21 protein-coding genes and 2 pseudogenes are annotated in these 20,248 nt (G+C 67.8%); 10 read left to right on the top strand and 13 right to left on the bottom strand.

Features of this window, described 5'->3' with window-relative positions; genetic code table 11:
• Nucleotides 1-2 precede the first annotated feature (2 nt).
• On the top strand, nt 3-524 hold the full coding sequence (locus ACFQBT_RS08130; protein ID WP_377821821.1) for a PH domain-containing protein: 522 nt from the start codon (nt 3-5) through the stop codon (nt 522-524).
• 3 nt (nt 525-527) lie between these two features.
• Here the strand turns inward: ACFQBT_RS08130 and ACFQBT_RS08125 are convergent.
• Nucleotides 528-1,428, bottom strand: a pseudogene (locus ACFQBT_RS08125) (5'-3' exonuclease).
• A gap of 69 nt (nt 1,429-1,497) precedes the next feature.
• Between ACFQBT_RS08125 and ACFQBT_RS08120 the strand changes: the two are divergent.
• On the top strand, nt 1,498-1,971 hold the full coding sequence (locus tag ACFQBT_RS08120; RefSeq protein ID WP_377821819.1) for an Lrp/AsnC family transcriptional regulator: 474 nt from the start codon (nt 1,498-1,500) through the stop codon (nt 1,969-1,971).
• Between the two features lie 10 nt (nt 1,972-1,981).
• A complete protein-coding gene (locus ACFQBT_RS08115; protein ID WP_377821817.1) occupies nt 1,982-3,154 on the top strand; it encodes a nucleotide sugar dehydrogenase in 1,173 nt (390 codons plus the stop codon).
• Between the two features lie 20 nt (nt 3,155-3,174).
• Here the strand turns inward: ACFQBT_RS08115 and ybaK are convergent, their stop codons facing one another.
• A complete protein-coding gene (gene ybaK, locus ACFQBT_RS08110; protein WP_377821814.1) occupies nt 3,175-3,645 on the bottom strand; it encodes a Cys-tRNA(Pro) deacylase in 471 nt (156 codons plus the stop codon).
• Nucleotides 3,646-3,962: 317 nt separating this feature from the next.
• Between ybaK and lnt the strand changes: the two genes are divergently transcribed.
• Together lnt and ACFQBT_RS08100 are read left to right on the top strand one after the other, a co-directional pair.
• Nucleotides 3,963-5,534: an apolipoprotein N-acyltransferase gene (gene lnt / locus ACFQBT_RS08105; RefSeq protein ID WP_377821812.1), complete on the top strand. Its 1,572-nt coding sequence runs from the start codon at nt 3,963-3,965 to the stop codon at nt 5,532-5,534.
• Nucleotides 5,531-6,400, top strand: a complete 870-nt coding sequence (locus tag ACFQBT_RS08100; RefSeq protein ID WP_377821811.1) for a polyprenol monophosphomannose synthase — start codon at nt 5,531-5,533, stop codon at nt 6,398-6,400. Before lnt ends, ACFQBT_RS08100 begins: the two co-directional genes overlap by 4 nt.
• Here the strand turns inward: ACFQBT_RS08100 and ACFQBT_RS08095 are convergent.
• Nucleotides 6,356-6,712 carry an RNA polymerase-binding protein RbpA gene (locus ACFQBT_RS08095; RefSeq protein ID WP_377821810.1) on the bottom strand — a complete coding sequence of 119 codons (357 nt, stop codon included), beginning with the start codon at nt 6,710-6,712 and terminating at the stop codon, nt 6,356-6,358. The genes ACFQBT_RS08100 and ACFQBT_RS08095 overlap by 45 nt on opposite strands.
• 205 nt (nt 6,713-6,917) lie before the next feature.
• On the opposite strand from ACFQBT_RS08095, the gene ACFQBT_RS08090 reads away from it, so the two are divergent.
• Nucleotides 6,918-7,454, top strand: coding sequence for an FxsA family protein (locus tag ACFQBT_RS08090; RefSeq protein ID WP_377821809.1), 537 nt, complete (start codon nt 6,918-6,920; stop codon nt 7,452-7,454).
• Nucleotides 7,455-7,463: 9 nt separating this feature from the next.
• Here the strand turns inward: ACFQBT_RS08090 and ACFQBT_RS08085 are convergent, their stop codons facing one another.
• Genes ACFQBT_RS08085 through ACFQBT_RS08060 form a run of 6 tightly spaced genes read right to left on the bottom strand, consistent with a single transcriptional unit; the run spans nt 7,464 to nt 14,003 of the window.
• Nucleotides 7,464-7,781: an MFS transporter gene (locus tag ACFQBT_RS08085; RefSeq protein WP_377821808.1), complete on the bottom strand. Its 318-nt coding sequence runs from the start codon at nt 7,779-7,781 to the stop codon at nt 7,464-7,466.
• On the bottom strand, nt 7,721-8,824 hold the full coding sequence (locus ACFQBT_RS08080; protein ID WP_377821806.1) for an MFS transporter: 1,104 nt from the start codon (nt 8,822-8,824) through the stop codon (nt 7,721-7,723). The genes ACFQBT_RS08085 and ACFQBT_RS08080 overlap by 61 nt, the downstream gene beginning before the upstream one ends.
• Nucleotides 8,821-9,837, bottom strand: a complete 1,017-nt coding sequence (locus ACFQBT_RS08075; RefSeq protein ID WP_377821804.1) for a GDP-L-fucose synthase family protein — start codon at nt 9,835-9,837, stop codon at nt 8,821-8,823. The genes ACFQBT_RS08080 and ACFQBT_RS08075 overlap by 4 nt, the downstream gene beginning before the upstream one ends.
• Nucleotides 9,783-10,814, bottom strand: a complete 1,032-nt coding sequence (gene gmd, locus ACFQBT_RS08070; protein ID WP_377821802.1) for a GDP-mannose 4,6-dehydratase — start codon at nt 10,812-10,814, stop codon at nt 9,783-9,785. Before gmd ends, ACFQBT_RS08075 begins: the two co-directional genes overlap by 55 nt.
• A 13-nt stretch (nt 10,815-10,827) precedes the next feature.
• On the bottom strand, nt 10,828-12,207 hold the full coding sequence (locus ACFQBT_RS08065; RefSeq protein WP_377821800.1) for an O-antigen ligase family protein: 1,380 nt from the start codon (nt 12,205-12,207) through the stop codon (nt 10,828-10,830).
• The gene (locus ACFQBT_RS08060; protein WP_377821798.1) at nt 12,204-14,003 is read right to left on the bottom strand and encodes a hypothetical protein; all 1,800 of its coding nucleotides are present in this window, start codon (nt 14,001-14,003) and stop codon (nt 12,204-12,206) included. Before ACFQBT_RS08060 ends, ACFQBT_RS08065 begins: the two co-directional genes overlap by 4 nt.
• 661 nt (nt 14,004-14,664) lie before the next feature.
• On the opposite strand from ACFQBT_RS08060, the gene ACFQBT_RS08055 reads away from it, so the two are divergent.
• Nucleotides 14,665-14,994 carry a WecB/TagA/CpsF family glycosyltransferase gene (locus ACFQBT_RS08055; protein WP_377821797.1) on the top strand — a complete coding sequence of 110 codons (330 nt, stop codon included), beginning with the start codon at nt 14,665-14,667 and terminating at the stop codon, nt 14,992-14,994.
• A gap of 53 nt (nt 14,995-15,047) precedes the next feature.
• On the opposite strand, the gene ACFQBT_RS08050 is transcribed toward ACFQBT_RS08055, so the two are convergent.
• Nucleotides 15,048-16,487 carry a tyrosine-protein kinase domain-containing protein gene (locus tag ACFQBT_RS08050; RefSeq protein WP_377821795.1) on the bottom strand — a complete coding sequence of 480 codons (1,440 nt, stop codon included), beginning with the start codon at nt 16,485-16,487 and terminating at the stop codon, nt 15,048-15,050.
• Between the two features lie 184 nt (nt 16,488-16,671).
• Between ACFQBT_RS08050 and ACFQBT_RS08045 the strand changes: the two genes are divergently transcribed.
• The 3 genes and pseudogenes from ACFQBT_RS08045 (at nt 16,672) to ACFQBT_RS08035 (ending at nt 18,288) form a co-directional block, all read left to right on the top strand.
• Nucleotides 16,672-16,962 (top strand): DUF1905 domain-containing protein, encoded by a 291-nt coding sequence (locus ACFQBT_RS08045; RefSeq protein WP_377821793.1) that lies wholly within the window; start codon nt 16,672-16,674, stop codon nt 16,960-16,962.
• Nucleotides 16,959-17,857: pseudogene (mmuM, locus tag ACFQBT_RS08040) on the top strand (homocysteine S-methyltransferase). Before ACFQBT_RS08045 ends, mmuM begins: the two are co-directional and overlap by 4 nt.
• The gene (locus tag ACFQBT_RS08035) at nt 17,836-18,288 is read left to right on the top strand and encodes a GNAT family N-acetyltransferase (RefSeq protein WP_377821792.1); all 453 of its coding nucleotides are present in this window, start codon (nt 17,836-17,838) and stop codon (nt 18,286-18,288) included. Before mmuM ends, ACFQBT_RS08035 begins: the two are co-directional and overlap by 22 nt.
• Here the strand turns inward: ACFQBT_RS08035 and ACFQBT_RS08030 are convergent.
• Genes ACFQBT_RS08030 through ACFQBT_RS08020 form a run of 3 tightly spaced genes read right to left on the bottom strand, consistent with a single transcriptional unit; the run spans nt 18,270 to nt 20,234 of the window.
• Entirely contained in the window at nt 18,270-18,578 is a 309-nt protein-coding gene (locus ACFQBT_RS08030; RefSeq protein WP_377821790.1) for a Dabb family protein, read from the bottom strand. The genes ACFQBT_RS08035 and ACFQBT_RS08030 overlap by 19 nt on opposite strands.
• Nucleotides 18,579-18,588: 10 nt before the next feature.
• Nucleotides 18,589-19,737, bottom strand: coding sequence for a MalY/PatB family protein (locus tag ACFQBT_RS08025; RefSeq protein WP_377821789.1), 1,149 nt, complete (start codon nt 19,735-19,737; stop codon nt 18,589-18,591).
• Nucleotides 19,734-20,234, bottom strand: a complete 501-nt coding sequence (locus ACFQBT_RS08020) for a mycothiol transferase (RefSeq protein WP_377821787.1) — start codon at nt 20,232-20,234, stop codon at nt 19,734-19,736. Before ACFQBT_RS08020 ends, ACFQBT_RS08025 begins: the two co-directional genes overlap by 4 nt.
• Nucleotides 20,235-20,248 lie beyond the last annotated feature (14 nt).

Raw genomic sequence — 20,248 nt, 5'->3', positions numbered from 1 at the left:
GCATGGTCTTCACCGAGGATGAACTGACCCAGGGCGAGTACGTCGTGGCCTCCTTGCGCACGCACAGCAAACAGATCTGGGGTGCGCTGCTGATCGGTCTGGTCACAGTGATCGCGCTCGTCGTCGCGCTGGCCTACCTGCACGACAAGGGCACCTGGGTGGTTCTCGCGCTCATCGTCGCGGCGCTGCTGGTGATCGCGGTCTGGGTGCTGCGGCCGCTAGCTCGCTGGTACAGCACGCATTTCGTCGTGACCAACAAACGAATCATCACCCGCAACGGCATGGTCTCCACCAGCGGCAGGGACATCCCGCTCCATCGCATCAACGACGTCTCCTCGCAGCAGGGTCCGCTGGACCGCATCCTCGGCTGTGGAACCCTGGTCATCTCGGATGCCTCGCAGCAGGCCGGTCTGTCGTTCCGGGACATCCCGCACGTCAAGAAGGTGCAGGTCGAGATCACCCAGTTGTTGCTGGATCTGCACGACGGTAGCGACGACGACGGGACGCAGTTCGCCGATCGCTGACGCTCAGATGCCCAGTGCTGTGAGCAACCGGCTCACCGGATTGCCGATGCGATAGGTCTCGATGAGGTCGATGAGCCGTTCCGGGTCGGCGACCGTCGAGGGCAGTGCCGGATCGAGGTCCGCCGGCAACGGGACGTCGCGGACCACCTGCACGACCTCGGGCGCCACGTCCAGATAGTCGCCGGCCGCGTGCAACTTGGTGCGCTGGGAGGGTGAAGCCGGAGTCCCCGTCGGCGAGCGCGGCCCGCAGACCGGACAGATCGCCGTACCTGCCGATCAAGGTGGCGGCGGTCTTCTCACCCACGCCGGACACACCGGGCAGTCCGTCACTGGTGTCGCCGCGCAGGATCGCCAGATCGGCGTACTGGGCACCGGTGCGCACGCCGTAGCGCTGGAGCAGCGCTGCCTGGTCGATGATGTCAGGGGCGCGCACCCCGCCTTTGGCCGTGTACAGCACCCGGACACCGGCAGCGTCGTCGACCAGCTGGAACAGGTCGCGGTCGCCGGTGACGATGTCGACCGGTCCGCTGGAGCCGGTCGCCAGCGTCCCGATCACGTCGTCCGCCTCGTATCCGTCGCTGCCCACGCGGCACACGCCGACGGCAGCCAACAGGTCGACGATCACCGGCACCTGCGGTGTCAGATCTTCCGGTGACTCCTCCTGCACGTCACTGCCGGGTGTCAGCCGGTGCGCCTTGTACGACGGGATGGCGGCCACCCGGAAGGCCGGCCGCCAGTCGTTGTCCCAGCACGCCACCAGGTGCGTTGGGCGGTGGTCGTTGACCAGTGTCGCGATCATGTCGGTGAAGCCACGGACGGCGTTGGTAGGGATCGGCGCGCCGTCGGAGCGCGCAGGAACCCCGAAGAAGGCCCGGAAATACAGACTGGCCGAGTCGAGAAGCATCAACCGTGACGTCACAAGGCCACTGTGTCAGAAGCCGGACGCGCCGTCGCGAAGCGCTATCTTTCACACGTGGAAGCGTTCGACCGGCAGATCGTGCAACTCCTGGGAAACGACGGGCGGCTGAGCTTCACCGACCTTGGGCGGCTGACCGGGATGTCAACCTCGGCGGTGCACCAGCGGGTTCGCCGGCTCGAGGAGCGCGGGGTGATCCAGGGCTATCGGGCCGTGCTCGACTACGAGGCCGCCGACATCCCGCTGACCGCTCTGGTGTCGGTCACCCCGGTAGATCCTGCAGCGCCCGACGACGTGCCGGATCGTTTGCGGCACCTGGAAGAGATCGACTCGTGCTTCTCCGTGGCCGGTGAGGAGAGTTACGTCCTCAAAGTGCGTGTCGCAAGCCCCGGTCGCCTGGAGGAGTTGCTGGCCCGGATCCGGGCGGCCGCGGCGGTGACGACCCATACCACTGTGGTGTTGAGCACACCGTGGGAGGATCGGTGCGTCATGCGGCCCGAAGCCGAGCAGGGAATGACCGGGGACAACTAGCCTGTCAGGCATGGACGCCAAGATCGCCGTTGCCGGTGTGGGGTACGTCGGACTGTCGAATGCGGTGCTGCTCGCACAGCACAACGATGTCGTGGCGCTCGACCTGGATGCGGCGAAGATCGCTTCGCTGCAGGCGGGTACGAGTCCGATCGCGGATCCCGAGATCGAGCAGTTCCTGCGTGACGAACCGCTGCGGCTCACCTTCACCACGGACCCGCAGCGGGCGTACGCCGAGGCGCAGTTCGTCATCGTCGCTACACCGACCGACTACGACCCGCAGACCAACTACTTCGACACCACCAGTGTCGAATCGGTGATCGCCGATGTGGCCAGCATCAATGCCGACGCGGTGGTCGTCATCAAATCGACGATTCCCGTCGGGTACACCGCTGCTCTGCGCGGCCGCACCGGGAACCCGAACATCATCTTCTCCCCGGAATTCCTGCGCGAAGGCAGGGCGCTCTACGACAACTTGCACCCCTCGCGCATCGTGGTCGGGGAGAACAGCCCGCGAGGTAAGGAGTTCGCCGGGCTGCTGCTCGAGGGCGCGATCGAGGATGCTCCCGTGCTGTTGATCGACAGCACCGAGGCCGAGGCGGTCAAACTCTTCGCCAACACCTACCTGGCCATGCGCGTCGCCTTCTTCAACGAGTTGGACACCTTCGCGGTGCGGCACGGCCTGTCCAGTCGTCAGATCATCGACGGGGTGAGCCTGGACCCGCGGGTCGGCGCACACTACAACAACCCGTCCTTCGGCTACGGCGGTTACTGCCTGCCCAAGGACACCAAGCAACTGCTGGCCAACTACAACAACGTGCCCCAGAATCTCATCGAGGCGATCGTGTCGGCCAACACCACGCGCAAGGACTTCATCGCCACCGAGGTGCTGGCGCGCCGGCCCAAGGTGGTCGGCATCCATCGACTGATCATGAAGGCCGGTTCGGACAACTTCCGCGCCAGCAGCGTGCAGGGTGTGATGAAACGCATCAACGCCAAAGGTGTCCCGATCGTGTTGTTCGAGCCGGAACTCGAGGCCGACGAATACTTCGGCGCTCCGGTGCTTCGCGATTTCGACGAATTCTGTGCCCGGTCCGATGTCATCGTCGCCAACCGCCTCGTGGAGGAACTGGAGCCGGTCCGCGAGAAGGTCTACACCCGGGACCTGTTCGGCAACGACTCCTGAGGCGGCCCGCAGCGAGCAGATCAGCGCGCGACCGGTGCCACCACGGCGTCGAGCAGCCGGATCAGATCCTGCGGATCCACCTCGATGTCGAAGCCGCGGCGCCCGCCGCTGACCAGGATGCTCGGGTATCCGGTCGCCGATCGGTCCAGCACCGTGGGCAGGCGTCGGCGTTGACCGAACGGGCTGATCCCGCCGATGACATATCCCGTGCTGCGCTGCGCATCGGCAGTGGCGGCAAGCGCCGCCTTCTTCACCCCGAGCGCCGCGGCCACCGCTTTCAGGTCCATCATCGTGGCGACCGGAACCACGACCACGGCCAGCCCGACCTCCGACTCGACGATCAGGGTCTTGAACACCCGGTCGGCGCACACGCCCAAGGCCTGCGCAGCCTCCTGCCCGTAGTCGGTGACCGACGGGTCGTGGTCGTACACGTGCTCGGCGAACGGTGTCTTGGCTGCGCGCAACGTGCGGGTCGCGGGAGTGGCAGGCATGTCCGACATTGTGCTGGGCACGGTCGGCGCACGCCGACAGCGGCGTGTCGTCTGCGACACGCCGTGATGACAGCAGAAATCCAATTTGTCGTTGCGCCGTGTTCACCTCGCTGACCAGCAAAAACGCGCGTTGCCGCAGGTCAGGGCCCGGTTGACAGGACGCTGAGGACGGAGTTCCCTGTCATGCGTCGGCAGTTGGCCCGGCGGCCCACCGCGGTGGGTCTCGGCCGTAGCTCTAGTAGAAAACGTGCGCACGGAAAACCGTGCGGCGGCCCCAACGACGCGGCCGAGACCCACCCGCCGATTACGCTGGGCCAGTGCTGCGCCGCCTGATCCTTGCCGCCGTCTCCGGCATCGCGCTCTGGGCAGCCTTCCCGACCATCAACTGGTGGTGGCTGGCCCCGCTGGGCGTGGCGGGCCTGGCACTGGCGACCCGCGGCACACGGGCCCGTGGCGGCGTACTCACCGGATTCCTCACCGGATTGACGTTCTTCGTGCCCGGGCTGGCCTGGTCGGGGACCTACGTCGGTCACGTGCCCTGGTTCGCCCTGGCCATCACCGAATCGCTGTACCTGGCCGCGATGGGCGGGCTGCTGGCGTGGCTGCAGGGCCCGCCGGCCGCAGCACGGGTCCGGCCACTCATCGTCGCTGTGGTGTGGGTCGTCCAGGAATGGCTGCGCGGCACGGTTCCGTTCGGTGGGTTTCCCTGGCTCCAACTGGCCTGGTCGCAAGCAGACAGCCCGTTGCTGCCGATCACGCGGTACGCAGGCTCCACCGGTCTGACCTTCGCGGTGGCCCTGCTGGGCGGTCTGCTGGCCGCGGTGGTGCACGATCGACGTACGCCGGGCATGGCCCTCGCCGCCGCCGGCGCTGCAGTGGCGTTGGGCCTCGCGCCCCTGGCCCTGAGCGTGCCGCTCGACGGCCGGCCGATGCAGGTGATGGGTATCCAGGGCAACGTCCCCACCGCCGGGCTGGAGTTCAACGCCCAGCGCCGCGCCGTCCTGGACAACCACGTCCGGCTCACCGAAAAGGTCGCGGCGGAAATCGCCGACGGGCAGCGCCGACAACCCGACCTGGTGGTGTGGCCGGAAAACTCCTCGGACATCGACCCGCTGCGCAACGCCGACGCAGCCACCGAGATCGTCCGGGCTGTGAACGCGATCAAGGCGCCCACGATCATCGGCGCCGTCCTGCAGCAACCCTCACCAAAGCTGTCCAATGCTTCGCTGCTCTACCTGCCGGAGCAAGGACTGACCCAGACCTACGTCAAGCGCCATCCGGTGCCGTTCGCGGAGTACATCCCCTACCGTTCGTTCTTCCGGTTCTTCAGCACGCAGGTGGACCTGGTGCGCGCGGATTTCGCGGCCGGCGACCAGGTCGGGCTCTTCCAGGTGCCCACCGCCCGCGGCACGGTTCGCGTCACGCCGATCATCTGTTTCGAGGTGGCCTACGACGATCTGGTGCGTTCCGGGGTCGACGCCGGCGCCCAGCTGATCGCCGTACAGACCAACAACGCCACGTTCGGCTACAGCGCCGAGTCCGCACAACAGCTGGCGATCTCCCGGGTGCGCGCGGTGGAGTTCGGGCGCTCGGTGATCCACGTCTCGACCGTTGGCATCAGCGCCCTGATCACCCCCGACGGCACAGCGCACCAGAGCACGTCGTTGTTCACCGCGGCCGTGCTGGACGGCACGGTGCCGTTGCGCACCGAGCAGACGCCGGCTGACCGCCTCGGAATGGCACCGATCTGGGTCGCGGTGACCGGCACGGTCGTCGCGGCGTTCCTGCGGCTACGGCGCCGTCGCGCGGACCTGCCCGGTATCGTTGAGGACCGACCCCGGACGGCAGACACGCAGTCAGCCCTCGACAAGCTTGATCGGAAGACATGACCCCGCACTCCCCGTCCGCCACTCTCGTTCTCCTGCCGACGTACAACGAGATCGACAACCTCGCCCGGGTGATGGATCGCATCCGTTCCGCCGTCCCGGACGCCGATGTGCTGGTCCTCGACGACGACTCCCCGGACGGCACCGGCAAGCTGGCCGATGAGCTGGCGGCCGAGGATGCGGCGATCAAGGTCCTGCACCGCACCAGCAAGGACGGTCTGGGCGCGGCGTACCTCGCCGGTTTCGAATGGGGCCTCGAGCACGGGTACGAATTCCTGGTCGAGATCGACGCGGACGGGTCCCACCCGCCGGAGGTACTTCCCAGCATGCTGGCGCAGGCGGCCGACGGCGCCGATCTGGTCATCGGCTCCCGGTACGTGCCCGGGGGAGCCGTGGTCAACTGGCCGGTCCACCGTCAGTTGCTCAGCCGGCTCGGCAATCAGTACGTGCGGTTGTTGCTCGGAATGCCGGTGCGCGACGCGACGGCCGGGTACCGGGTCTACCGGGCCGATGCACTGCGGACGCTGGGGCTGGACACCGTGCAGTCGCAGGGCTATTGCTTCCAGACCGATCTAACCTGGCGGGCCGCGCGGGCCGAACTGCAGATCCGCGAACTGCCGATCACCTTCACCGAGCGTGAGTACGGCGACTCGAAGATGAGCGGCGACGTCGTCCGCGAGTCCATGCGCTCCATCACCGGCTGGGGGTCAAACACCGGCTGGCGCAGTTGCGCGCCCTCGCGGGCCGCTGATCACACCGCAGCCCGAACGAAGAAACCCCGATGTGCCGTGGAGGCACATCGGGGATTCCCCGTACAGATGGGCTCAGGCGCTGCGCTGAGCCGATTTCTCGCCGCGCGAGGCGCGTAGCAGCGTGAGGCGCTCCTGCAGGAGTTCCTCCAGCTCGGGGATGGTCCGCCGCTCCAGCAACATGTCCCAGTGGGTGCGCGGGGCCTTGGTGGGCTTGCGGTCCGGCTCGGGACCATCGACCAGTTTGGCCTCGGCGCCGCAACGGCATTCCCAGATCGCCGGGACATCGGCTTCCACCGAGAAGGGCAACTCGCTGACGTGCCCCTCCGGGCAGACGTAACTCACCATCTGGCGCTCACTGAAGGTGATGCCGTCCTCGGTTTCGAAGGACAAGGTGCTCAAGTTGGTGCCGCGCAGGGAACGCTCTGCCATGTCGGTTCCTTCCGACTCGTTCTGATCACAAGGCTGCTCACCGCGATGGGGATCTGGCAGCCAGGCGGGAGGCCGGTCCGGCGCTCCGTGCTGTCAATGGGTGTAACGCCTCACCGGGCTGGGGTGTTCCATCGCGGTCCTGTGATTTTCCTGTGGGTGCGGCGACAGGTGGAATCCGCGGACCGTGTCGTTCGTTCTGCAGAGTATGAACACCGCACCGCCCGCCGGCCCACCGCGCCGTCGACCACGATGGCTGGCCATCGGAGTCGTCTTGTGGTTGGTGATCGAACTGGCCGTGCTGTACGGCGTGGCCCAGCTCATCGGGTGGGGACCGGCACTTCTGGTGCTGCTGGCTCTCAGCTTCGTGGGAATCAGCGTGACCAGGCACCAGTTCGCGCGTGCGCTGCGCACCTGGCGGCAAGGTGGTACGCGCTCGCAGTACGGCGCGGAGACCGTGCTGACCCCCGTGGACCCTGCCAGCGTGGGCGGGTCGGCGGTGGGTATCGGCGCGAGCGTGCTGATGACCGTCCCGGGCTTCCTCAGTGCCGTGATCGGTGCCCTGCTGCTCATCCCCTGGGTACGACGCACCGTGGGGCGCCTGCTGACGACGGTCGTCGCGACCCGGGCGGTATCCGCCGTCGCCGCGGCCCGACAGCCGACGGTTCCCGGCCAGAGCGGGCCAGCGGGCGAGGAATCACGCAACGGACTGCCCATCATCGAGGGCGAGATCGTCAAGGAGTGAGGAGGCGCGTCACCTCAGTGTGACGGGAACCTCATTGCCGACCGCGGCGATGCCGGAGCGCACGTCGACAGTCCGCAGGATCATGGCCCCCGCGGCGAAGAAAATGATCAGCGCCAGGATTGACCAGCGGTAATCGTGCACCCATTGGAAGATGAGGCCGAACAGCAGGGTCCCGAACCAGCTCGTTCCGCGTTCCATGGCTTGGTAGAAGCTGAAGTATTTGGTTTCCTCTCCACGCGGGATCAGGTGACTGAACAAGGACCGGCTCAGGGACTGGCTGCCGCCCAGGACCAGGCCGATACCCGTCGCCAGCAGCAGCCACAGCACGAAGGCCCCCGCGGCAGGAAGAACGCAATCGTGACGACCGCAGTCCACGCCACGAGGCTGTAGAGGATGCTGCGTTGTGAGCCGAACCGGGCCGCCAACCGGGCGAACGTCAGTGCACCCGCGAAGGCCACGATCTGCACCCACAGGATCGTGATCACCAACTGGTTGTCGCTGAAGCCGAGCTGACGATTGCCGTAGAGGCTCGCGGAGCTGATCACCGTCTGGATGCCGTCGTTGTAGAGCAGGAACGCCACCAGGAAGCGGAAGGTCTGCGGGTAGCTGCGGATCTCCCCGAACGTCGCGCGCAGTTGGCTGGCACCGGCCCGCAGGCTCTCGCCGAACGATCCGGCGGGCGCCTCGCCGCGGACACCGTCCAGTCCGATTGCGGAGTACCACGCGAAGGCGGCCCACCACAGACCGGAGATCAGGAAGATGAGACGTACGACGTCCGTGGTGCTCCAGCCGATCGCACCGTGCACGCCGAGCAGGACCAGGGCGACCACCAGCAGCACCGCGCCGCCGATGTAGCCGAAGGACCACCCGACGCTGGAGACCCGGTCCCGGTCCTGGGCAGGAGTGATCCGCACCATGATCGCGTTGTAGACACTGGTGCTCAGGGCGATACAGATCGTCGAGATCATGGCAAGAACGACGCCGAGCCCCCAGCGGGTGCCCGCCACGAGCGACAACCCCATCGCGGCCAGCGACCCGACACTCGCGAAGAATGCGAGGACCCGGGCCGGGCGGCGCGCTCGGTCTGCCACCGCACCACCGAGGATGAGCAAGACCGCGGCGACGATCGTGCCGGCGGTCAGGGTGTAGGGAACCACCGAGCCGGGCGCGATCGGGATCCCCAGCACGTGCAGGTCGGTACGACAGGTCTGGTCCGTCGGCTGATCGGGGCAGGCAGCGGCGTTCGCGACCGTCGTGAGGTAGGGCCCGAGCAGGACGGTGATCGTGACCGTGAGGTAGCCGGTCACCCCTAGATCGTTCCAGTACCAGCGCCGCTGGAGCTGGCGCTGCTGCGCAGTGGAGACGCTCACCGCCGCAGGGTGGTCTGGTGGTCCAGGAACCAGTCGTACGTCGATGCCAGGCCGCTGGCCAGGTCGATCTGTGACTTCCAGCCCATCGACTCCAGGAAACCGACGTCCAGCACCTTCTGGGGTGTGCCGTCGGGTTTGCTGCTGTCCCAATGGGTTTCGCCGGTGAACCCGGTGACGTGGGCGACTCGTTCAGCGATTCCCGCGATCGACTCATCGCGCCCGACGCCGACGTTGACCTGCGTCGGCCCGTCGTAGTTCTCCAGCAGGAAGAGCACCGCGTCGGCGAGGTCATCGACGTGCAGGAACTCGCGTCGAGGGGTTCCCGTGCCCCAGTTCGTCACCGACCCTGCACCGGCCTGCACTGCTTCGTGGTAGCGGCGGATCAGGGCGGGCAGCACGTGCGACCCGGTGGGGGAGAAGTTGTCTCCAGGTCCGTAGAGGTTGGTTGGCATGGCACTGATCCAGGGCAGGCCGTCCTGGCGGCGCACCGCCTGTACGTGCAGGATGCCGGCGATCTTCGCGATCGCGTACGCGTCGTTCGTAGGCTCCAGATGTCCGGTCAGCAGCGACTCCTCCCGGATCGGCTGCGGCGCCAGTTTGGGGTAGATACAGGACGATCCCAGGAAGATCAGCCGTTCGACACCGTAGGTGCGCGCGGCATCCAGGACGTTGACCTGGATCTGCAGGTTCTCCGACAGGAAGTCGACCGGATAGGTGTTGTTGGCCATGATGCCGCCGACTTTCGCCGCAGCCAGGGCGAGGTACGCCGGCCGGTGGGCCTCGAGGTACCGGAAGACCGCGTCGCGATCACGCAGATCCAGCTCGCCGGACGAGGCACCGATGATGTCGGTGAATCCGGCCCGCTGCAAACGACGGACGATTGCCGAGCCCACCAGACCGCGGTGGCCGGCGACGTAGAACCGGCGGGAGCGGTCCAGCGGTCCCGGTGCGAAACCAGTCACGCGACCCAGCTTGGTAGCTCGACGCGGTCGACCCACGGAGTGCCGGCACATTTCAGCGCCGCGATGTCCGCGTCCACCATCAGCCGGGCCAGGGCGTAGCCGTCCACGGACGCCTTCCAACCCAGATCCTGTTCGGCCCGCTTGGGGTTGCCGACCAGGGCGTCGACCTCGGTCGGTCGCAGGTACCGCTCGTCGAATCGCACGTGATCGGCCCAGTTCAGTCCGGCATGCTCGAACGCGGTCTTCAGGAAGTCGCGCACGGTGATCCCCACACCGGTGGCCAGGACGTAGTCATCCGGAGTATCGGTCTGCAGCATCCGCCACATACCCTCCACGTACTCCGGGGCGTAGCCCCAGTCGCGGACCGAATCCAGATTGCCCATGAAGAGTTCCTGTTGTTGGCCCGCTTTGATGGCGGCGACGGCGCGGGTGATCTTGCGCGTCACGAAGGTCTCGCCGCGGCGGGGCGACTCGTGGTTGAACAGGATCCCGTTGACGGCGAACAGGTCGTAGGCCTCGCGGTAGTTCTTCGTGATCCAGTAGCTGTACAGCTTGGCTGCGGCGTACGGCGAGCGCGGGTAGAACGGGGAGGTTTCATCCTGCGGCGGGGGAGTGGCGCCGTACAACTCCGAAGAGGAGGCCTGGTAGAAGCGCGTGCTGATCCCGGCCAACCGGACGGCTTCCAGGAGCCGGACCGCACCGGTTCCGGTGACGTCGGCCGTGTGCTCCGGCTCGTCGAACGACACGCGCACATGCGATTGGGCGGCCAGGTTGTAGACCTCGTCAGGCCGGATCTCGCTGAGCAGCGTGACCAGCCGCGCACCGTCACCCAGGTCGGCGTAGTGCAGGAACAACCGGGCATCGGGGTCGTGCGGGTCCTGGTACAGATGGTCGATGCGTTGGGTGTTGAAGGTCGAGGCACGCCGGATCAGCCCGTGAACCTCATACCCTTTCGTCAACAACAGTTCCGCCAGGTAGGAACCGTCCTGACCGGTGATTCCGGTGATCAGAGCGCGTTTGGGAGCCATCGGGGTGGTCGTCTCAGTTCTCTTGGGCGCGGGGTCGGCGGCGGGTGGGTCGATCGGGTCCGCCCGATCCTATGGTCAGCGCGGGTGGCGGGTGCGCAGCCCGGGCATTCTCATCCGGTTCGCCCGTGAACCGTGCCTCGAGCGTGTGCGGCGCGTAGGACAGCAGACGCACGCACACCCCCGTGAGGAGCATCCACAGGCTGCCGGCACCGTCCCAGGCGTCCAGCGCTACGAACGTGCCGCACCCGGTGAACACGAACAGTGCGACGCCGTAATCCAGTCGCCGGCGCAAGGCCAGCACGGCGATGGCAGCCAGCAGGAAGACGGCCAACACTCCGATCCAACCCAGGCGCATCGCCGAGAGGACCCACTGGGAGTCGACGGTCATCGTGAGGTCCTGGATCTGGTTGGGGGAGCGGATCAACCAGGTGTTCTGCGGCAGGTCGCCCAGTCCGTAGCCGAACGGCTGGGACAGCAGGATCCGCGGCAGCAACGAATAGATGGCAGCGCGGTATTCCATGCTGTTGGCCAGGGTGTCGGTGCTGGTCGTGACCGGCTGCCACACCCGGCTGGCGAAGTACCACAACACGCCCAGCCCCACCATCACCACGAAGATCAGCGTCCCGAAGTGGCGGGCGATGAACCGCGCGAAGCCGGGCACGGCCAGCACCAGCAACACCCCGATGCTCACCCCCAGCGGCCCCCGGCTACCGGTGACGTAGACCCCGGCCACGAGCAGGACGACGCAGGCCCAGCGAAGCCACCAGCGTCGGATCCCCCGGTACGCGAAGGGCACGGCTACGCAGAACAACACCCCGAGGATCAGCGGGTGCTCGGCGCCGACGACAGCCCGGGCTGCATCACCGCGAACGTACGTCTCGAACTCGGCATCGCGCCCCAGCAACGACCGGCCGCTGACGAACTCGACGATCGCGGGCACCGCCGTGAGGGTGCCGACCGCCGCGATGGTGCGCGCCAGGTAGGCCAGACCGGCGCGGGAACACGCCAGAACCCAGCCCGCCGCGATGGCGATCGGAAACGTCACGAGGAAGCGCTGGCTGTTCGCGGACGCAACGGGACTACCGGATACCAGTGAGCTGAGGGCATACCCGCAGGCCACCAGCACCAGCGCGATCAGATAGCCGACGCCCGGAACCGTCACCATCGGCCCGTGCGGGCCCACTCCGGTGATCAGGATCGTGATCAGCAGCGCAGTGATCACCAACCGGGGAGGTAGTCCCGCGATCCGCAGGACGTCGAGGTAGTAGACGCAGATGACCAGGGCCGGAATGACGACGCGCATCGTCCAGGTGAGCCGTTCGGCGCCGCTCGGGTCCGGTGCATTCGCCGTGCTCGAGCGCGTTCGCCCCGCCAGCCCGGTGGCGATGCTCATGCCGCCACCGCCGTACGGTCGGTGACCGCTGCGAGCGCGGCACACAACGAAGCGAGGTCGTCGTACCAGAAGGTGACGGCGGTCCCGTCCGGTGCCAACTGGTGCACCACATCGCGCAACTCCTCGTGGACGATCACCGGACGCCCCGCCGCGATGGCCTCGCACAGCTTGTTCGGCACGCCGCTGCCTGCCCGGTTGGAGATGAAGGCCACGCAGTCACCTGCCAGCAGTTGGTCGGTGGTAGCTGCCCACCCGCGGTAGACGACCTGCTTGGGCAGCTTCCGCGCCGGAGCCGACGGTCCGAAGAGCTCGATCGGTACGCCGATGGGACCCGTGCTCACTGCAGCGCACAAGAGGTCCAGGCCCGCCGCGTTGTGGAACGAGCTGAAGTCGCCACTGCATACGACGCGTCGGGCCGGCCAGCTGAACGCGGGCAGGTTGGTCAGCGCGGCCGGGGCGCTCGCGGGAATCACCTCGACCGGGCGCAACCGGTTCAGAACGCGATCGGCCCGGCGGTCGCGGTCGCTGATGTACGCCGCGGGCAGGAGAGGTGAGCTGACCTGAAGCGCGATCATCCAGGCCCCCACCGCCAGGAGTTTCGGGCTCGCCTCGGCGCGCCGTGCCCGCCACTGCAGCAGGACACTGTCGCACAGGTCCAGCCGCACCGGACGGCCGTGCCGGTGCGCCCGGCGGGCCAGGTGCATCATCGGCGGCGATCCGAGGGCGAGCACGATGATCTCGCCCGTGTCGCCGGGTGGGTCGAAGGTGCGCGCCGCGCGCAACCGCTGCGACAACGAAACACCGGATCGCGGGCCGTCGTGCACCCAACGCACCTGCGCGTCCGGATAGCGTGCCTGCACGTGACGTAGCCGCCCGGCCAGACCGGTGTGGAGGTGTTCGGGTGCGAATTCGCACACGATGGTGACCCTTCGTGGCGCCGCCGCGGGGTTGCCCATCACGCCCCGGCGAGCGGCGTCCACTCCCTGAAGAGCGGCGGCCAGGTCCCACCGAGGGCCCCGTCCGATCACCCGTTTCAACGCGTCGCGCAGGACCATCCGGCGCCAGGGGTAGGGACGCAGCGTCGCCGAGAACTTCTGGGTCAGATAGCGGCTGTTGCGGAACCGGAGGTAGGCCGGGTACCGACCCGGCTCCTGCCGCCCGATCGCGTTCGGGACCAGGAGAACCCGGTACCCGGCGTTGCGGAGGGAAAGCTGGAGGTCGATCTCCTCGACGTACAAGAAGTAGGAGGTGTCGAAGTCGTCGACTTCGGCGGTGGCGTCGAGATCCAACAGCAACACCGCTCCGTCGGCCCAGTCCACCGGGTAGGGCGTGGCGCCGATGTTGCAGGCCGATCGGGGTTGTCCTTGAGCGCGGTGGCGGGTCTGGGCATCACGCGTCAGTTCTCCGCCGGCGGAGAACACGACGCCGGGAGCGGATGCGTATTCCAGGACGGGTGCCGCCACCGCCGCCAGGGGATCGGCGAGCAGCGCTGCACCCAGCAGGCGGGACGCGTCGGCGGCGAGGCGGGCCTCCTGGGTCATGATCAGGGCGTAGCGAATACCCAGCTCACGTAGCCGGGCGATCCCGATGTTCGCCGCGGCGGCGTACCCGGGGTTGTCGGGGGCTGCAACGACCTCGCAGCCCGGTAGCGCATGAGCATCCAGACCAGCTGAGCCGGCGCTGTTGTCGACCACGATGGTGCGCGCCGGCGGACATTCCCAGCCATCGGATTGCTCCACGAGTTCCTGAACCGCGTCCGGTCGGCGGAAGTGAATCGTCACCAGACCGAAGTCCACACATACCTCCCGGACGGAACCGGCGCGTGGATGTCCGGCCGGTGAAGCTACGCAAGCGTAATCCGCATCATTGTATGAACCAAGTCACATCGCGCAGCACGGTGAATCGAAAATTAATGGCTACCGAAAGGTAAGGAACCATTGACCTACGGATTCGTAAGTGCTGGAATGTGACGCGTGTTACACCCTAGCCCTGGCTTTGTGAGCCTTCCGCCCGCGCCGGAGACAGTCTTTGCTTGGGGATACGCCCCGCGTACGGACCAGCACCGCGTCGGAGGAGTTGACTTCACCGTCGCCACGCTCGACTCGGCGGTCGACCGACTGTTGACGGACGCCGTCGACGAACAACGATCCGGCGGCTGGTCGGTTCGACTCGCCAACGCGTACTCCGTCGTCGTCGCCGACCAGGATCCGGACTACGCCCAGGTCCTCAATGGCCCCGGAGCCACCTATGCCGACGGTGCGCCGATCGAATGGATCATGAAGCGCCGGCGGGTGTCCGGAGCCGGCCGGGTACGCGGTCCGTCGTTCTTCAAGGAGACCCTGCGACGCGGTCAGACCCAGGGGTGCGCCACTTCTTCCTCGGAACGACCGAGGAGACTCTCGCCGCGTTGGTCGCCCAGGTGTCCCATGAATTCCCGGCCGCGAAGATCGCGGGTCAGTGGGCGCCCCCTTCGGGCCGGTGGACGACGACTTCGTCGCTGCGGCCCAGGCCCGGATCGGCGACACCGATCCGCACATCATCTGGGTTGCGCTCGGCACGCCGAAGCAGGACTTCGCCGCCCAGCGTCTGGCACAGGCGACCGGCGCGCTCTGCGTGGGCGTGGGTGCCGCATTCGACTTCGTCGCGCAGACCAAGGCGGAGGCGCCGGAGTGGGTCCAGCGGGCGGGCATGGAGTGGCTCTTCCGGCTGGCCAGCGAGCCGCGTCGCCTCGCGCACCGCTACGTGGTCGGCAACACCCAGTTCCTGCGCATCGCCGCGCGAGGCTGACAGATATCGCAAAGGCCCCCGGTCCGCGGACCGGGGGCCTTCTGCTGCCGCGATTACTTCTTGCTGCGCTGGCGGCGTGACGTACCCTCCCGCGAGGGCCGCTGCGGTGCGGGCAGCTCGCGGCCGTAGTACGTGCCGTACCCGCTGCCGTAGTAGGACTGCATGTCGCGCTGGCTGAGTTTGTTCATGACCACACCGAGGATGTCGGCGTGCACTTCGCGCAGGCTGCGAAGGGCGGTCTCCAGTTGGTGATCGAGGGTGGTTCCCGCACTGATGACGACCACGACGCCGTCGACCTGCGTGCCCAGGATGGCTGCGTCCGTCACCGGCAGCAGCGGGGGAGCGTCGATGACGACGAAGTACTCCTGCGACAGGTCCTCCAGCAGCGACTTCATCGCCTTCGAGCCGAGCATCTCGCTGGGATTGGGCGGGGTGAGTCCGGCGGCCAGGACGGACAGATTCGGCGTCTCGGGAGCATCCTGGAGCACATCGGCCAGGTCGACCCGGTGCGCGAGAACCTCCGCCAGTCCGGCACCGTCCAGCAGCCCGAACCCGGCAGCGACCGAGGGACGGCGCAGGTCGGCGTCCACCAACAGCGTCTTCTCGCCGGAGAGCGCGACCGAGGCGGCGATGTTTGCGGCCACCGTGGACTTACCGTCGTCCGGGCTGGGGCTGGACACGACGATGACCCGCAGCGTGCGGTCGACGTTCATGTACTGCAGGCTGGTCCGCATTTTCAGGAAGGCTTCCGCGGTCACCAGGCCCTCGGTGTCGGTGCGCACCCCCTCACCCACCACGATCGGGATGGCTCGTTCGGACTTGCTCAGCTGGGAGTTCTGCGGCACCGAACCCAGGACCGGCACGCCGAACTGCTCGCGGACCTTGTTCGGATCGCGCAACCGGCCGTCCATCTGACTGCGCAGGATCGCCAGGGCGATGCCACCGAGCAGACCGACGATGCCGGCGATGATCAGATCGAGTTTGGTGTTGGGCGATACGGGGGAGGACGGCAGCTGGGCCGGCTCCAGGACGTCGACGCGCAGCGAGTTCGACCCCGACCCTTCCAGCTGCGCCACCTGCGCCGCGAGGGCCTTCACCCAGGCGTTGGCGATCGCCTGGGCCTGCTCGGGGCTGCTGGAGTTGGCGGAAATCCGTAGGAGAACGGTGTCGGTGGGCTGATCCACGCTGATCTGGTTGATCAGAGCGGCCGGGGTGGTGTCCAGGTCCAGATCCTCGATGACGCGTTGGGCGACGGCCCGGCTCTGCGCGACATCGACGTACGACGTGGCGCGCGACTTGGCGAGTTGGTCACCGAACGATGCTTCGGACAGGTTCTGCGATTTGCCGGCGGTCACGAAGCCGGATGACGAAGCCTGGTAGACCTTGGGCTGGAACAGGTCCCAGACGAACATCACAGCGATGGCCGCCAGGGTGGCAGCGACGATGACTTTCCAGTGCCGACGCAGGATCCGGTAGTACTCATCGATGCGCATGGGGAACCTCCCGAGGTCGCGGCGAGCGCGAGGACAGACGACCGGAGACGATACGAGAGCAGCCGACGGAAGCCGGAACAGTCTGCTAACTTACCGAACCGGAAAGTGGCGTCCGTCACTTTACCCCAGGGATCTCGCACAACCTAAGTTCCGTTCGGCGGCCGATGTGCAGCAAGATGCCATGGTGGACATCCGGTTCGTCGGCGAAGTCATCGAATGGCGCGGCCCCGCGCCGTACCTGTTCGTGCCGGTGGCGGACGAGGTCGCCGACGACGTCGCCGAGTGGACCCGGTTCAGTTACGGCTGGGGCTGCATTCCGGTCACGGCGACCCTCGGGGGGACGACGTGGCCCACGTCGCTGATGCCCAAGGACGGCCGCTACCTGGTCCCCGTGCGGGTCAGCGCCCAACGAGCTGAGGGCGTCGGTGTCGGCGACACGGTGCGGATCGGGCTCGACCTACGGATCGACTCATGACGGTGGTGCTCGACGGCGGCCTGTCCAACGCGCTGGCCGATCGCGGTCACGACCTGGCCGACGATTTGTGGACCGCGCGGCTGCTCGCCGATGACCCCGCCGAGATCGTGGCGGTCCATCGGGAGTACTTCGCTGCCGGTGCACAGGTGGCGACGACGGCCAGTTACCAGGCCAGCGTCGCCGGGTTCACCGCCGCCGGCATGTCCGCGCGCACCGCCGAGGAACTGATCCGGCGCAGTGTCCGCCTGGCGAGGAGGCGACCGACGGCGTACCGGACCGGTTGGTCGCGGCGTCCGTCGGCCCGTACGGCGCCGTCCTCGGCGACGGCTCGGAGTATCGCGGCGACTACGGACTGACGGCTGCCCAGCTGCGCGACTTCCACGCTCCCCGCATCGAGTTGCTGCTCTCCGAGGGGCCGGACCTGCTCGCCGTGGAGACGATCCCCGACCTGAGCGAAGCGCACGTGCTGGTCGACCTGATCGCTCGGTTCGACGTACCAGCGTGGCTGTCCTTCACGATCGAGGGCGACCGCACCCGCGCCGGGCAACCGTTGAGCGAGGCGTTCGCACTCGCGACCGGCGCACCCGGCCTGGTGGCGGTCGGGGTGAACTGTTGTGTCCCCGCCGACGTGCTGCCCGCGGTCCAGCTCGCGCGAGCGGTCAGCGGCCTACCGGCGGTCGCCTACCCGAACGCGGGGAGAGTTGGGACGCCGACCACCACCGCTGGGTCGGTGAGCCGACGTACGACGTGCATCTCGTCCCCCACTGGCTGGACGCCGGCGCGGCGTACGTGGGCGGTTGTTGCCGGGTCGGTCCGGCGGGTATCGCGCAGGTGGCTCAGGTGGTGGCTGGGCGATCGGCTTGACTGGGCGACATGGACGATCACTACGAACTGATCGGTAGTCCGCCGCCGTTGGCGGCCTACCTGCGACTGCGCGCCGAGTCCGGTCTGTCACCCAAGCGGCCCGACCAGGCCCGCCCGGCCCTGGAGCACAGCTGGGCGTGGTGCCACGTCGTGGACACCGCAACCGGTGCCGTCGTCGGGATGGGGCGGGTCATCGGGGACGGCGGGTGGTACTTCCACCTGGCCGACATGGCCACCGATCCGCAGCACCAGCGCCGGGGGATCGGCCGGGCGGTCATCGACCACCTGCTGACCAGGATCGAGCAGCAGGCTCCGGAGGCGCCGTACGTCACGCTGATGGCCGACCGGCCGGGGGTGCGGCTGTACGAGTCGGTCGGGTTCGTCCCGTCCGCACCGGCCACGATCGGTATGGTGCGACCCCAGCCCGCGTGCCGGGGCGCCGATCAGCCGACCGAGAACTGAACCCGCGCGATGTCCTCGCACAAGGCACCGACGACGGCGCGGTGGCGGTTGTGCTCCGGGTCGGCGTCGTATCCCCGGTAGGCGGCCTCGTCGACCCAGTCGTTGACGATCGCGAAGCTCCACCCGCCCTCGCGCAAACCCAGGTCGTCGCCCACGCTCATCGACAACTGTCCGGGTAAATCCAGCGCTGCAATCCCGGCCAGCGCCTGGGCCAGTTGCTCGCGGTCGTCGGCCGAGACCGAACCGTCCGACCCGGTGCGCACCCGGCCCATGACGACATTCCTGATCATGGGACCGAACCTATCGCTGGTCGAGGCAGCTTCGGATCCGGGTGACCGCCTCGGTGAGCAATTCCGGGGTGGTCGCCAGGTTGAGCCGGGCGAATCCGGCGCCGGTCGGGCCGAAGTCCGGCCCACGGGCCAGGGCGACGCGACCCGCGGTGAGGAAGTGCTCGCCCGGGTCGTCGCCGAGGCCCAGGTCGCGGCAGTCCAGCCAGGCCAGGTAGGTGCCGACCCCACCGCCCCAACCCACTTGTGGCAGTTCGCGATTCAGCAGTTCACGCAGCAGTAGCCGGTTCTCGGCCAGATCCTCCTGTACCCCGTCGAGCCAGTCGCCACCGTCCCGCAGCGCCGCGGTGTGCGCGATGACGCCCAGGTGGCTGGGCAACGCGCCGACCATGTGCGAGATGTCGGCCAGAGCCGGCAGTGCGTGCGTTCCGGCGACGACCAGTGCAGCTTTGAGCCCGGCCAGGTTGAACGCCTTGGACGCCGACGTCACGGTGAGCGCCTGCTCGGTCCCGAGCACGTCCAGGTACGGCGTGAACCCTTCGGCGACCAGCGGCGCGTGGATCTCATCGGAGACCACTCGCACGCCGTACCGGTCGGCGAGGTCGGCCAGCGCGGCGAGTTCTTCGGCGGTATGGACCACCGACGTCGGGTTGTGCGGGTTGCACAACAGATAGGCCGCGCGGCGCCCATCGCGGGTGCCGGCGGCGAAAGCCGCCTCGAGGGCGGCGAGGTCCAGGCGGCCGTCAGTCGTCAGCGGGGTATCGACCAACGTGCGGCCGGTGCGCTGGATCACCATGAAGAACGGTCCGTAGACCGGTGAGCTCAGCACGACGGTGTCGCCACGGTCGGTGACGGCCTCGATGGCCAACGAGAGACCGGTGACGACGTCGATGATGGGAACGGCTCGCGCGGGATCCCAGCGCCAACCCCACCGCTGCTCGGAGAACGCGCCGAACTGCTCCGCGTAGCTACTGCCGGCGGGATATCCGGTGTCGCCGTCGCGCATCGCCCGGCTCACCGCCTCCACCACTGCCGGAACCGGGTGGGCGTCCATCTCGGCCACGAACGCCGGCAACACATCCGGGGGATAGGCCCGCCACTTGACGCTGGTCCGTCGCTGCAACTGCTCCAGCGTCAGCCCGCGCAGCGGATGCAGGCTCACCGCTGCATACCGCGTATGTACGCGGCCTGACCGAGGTGTTGCAGATCGTCGGCGGCGATGGAGACGAGCCGGGCCGCCAGGGTCACCGGCGGCTCCCAGTTCTCATCGACGATCTCATCGAGGTCGGCATCGGTGATGGTGGCCAGGTAGGTGTTACTTCGGTCCGCGACCGCCTCGAGATAGTCGCGCAGCAACCGCGCGCTCGCGGTGACCTGAGCTGTCTCCTGCAGGCTCTGGCCGTAACCTGTGGCGGAGTCGTCGAACGGCAACGCGAACCGCCGGGCCCACCCGTCCGCGGTCCACAGCTGCTCATGGCCGGCGACGTCGGCGATCTGCGCGTCCTGCACCCGGGCGGTGTGCCACAGCAGCCAGGCCACCGAATTGTTGCCGCCCGGCGCTGCCGCCAACTCGGCCTCGCTGATGCCGTCGAGGACGGTGGCCGCTTCCTGCCGGATTCGGTCGAAGAGATCCTGGAGCAGCTGCGCCGATGTGGTCATGACGCCACCGTACG

Source organism: Branchiibius cervicis, from assembly GCF_042661605.1.
Classification (GTDB): Bacteria; Actinomycetota; Actinomycetes; order Actinomycetales; family Dermatophilaceae; genus Branchiibius; species Branchiibius cervicis.
Note: the sequence above shows the minus strand (reverse complement) of the source record. Positions and strands in the feature narration are given on the sequence as shown.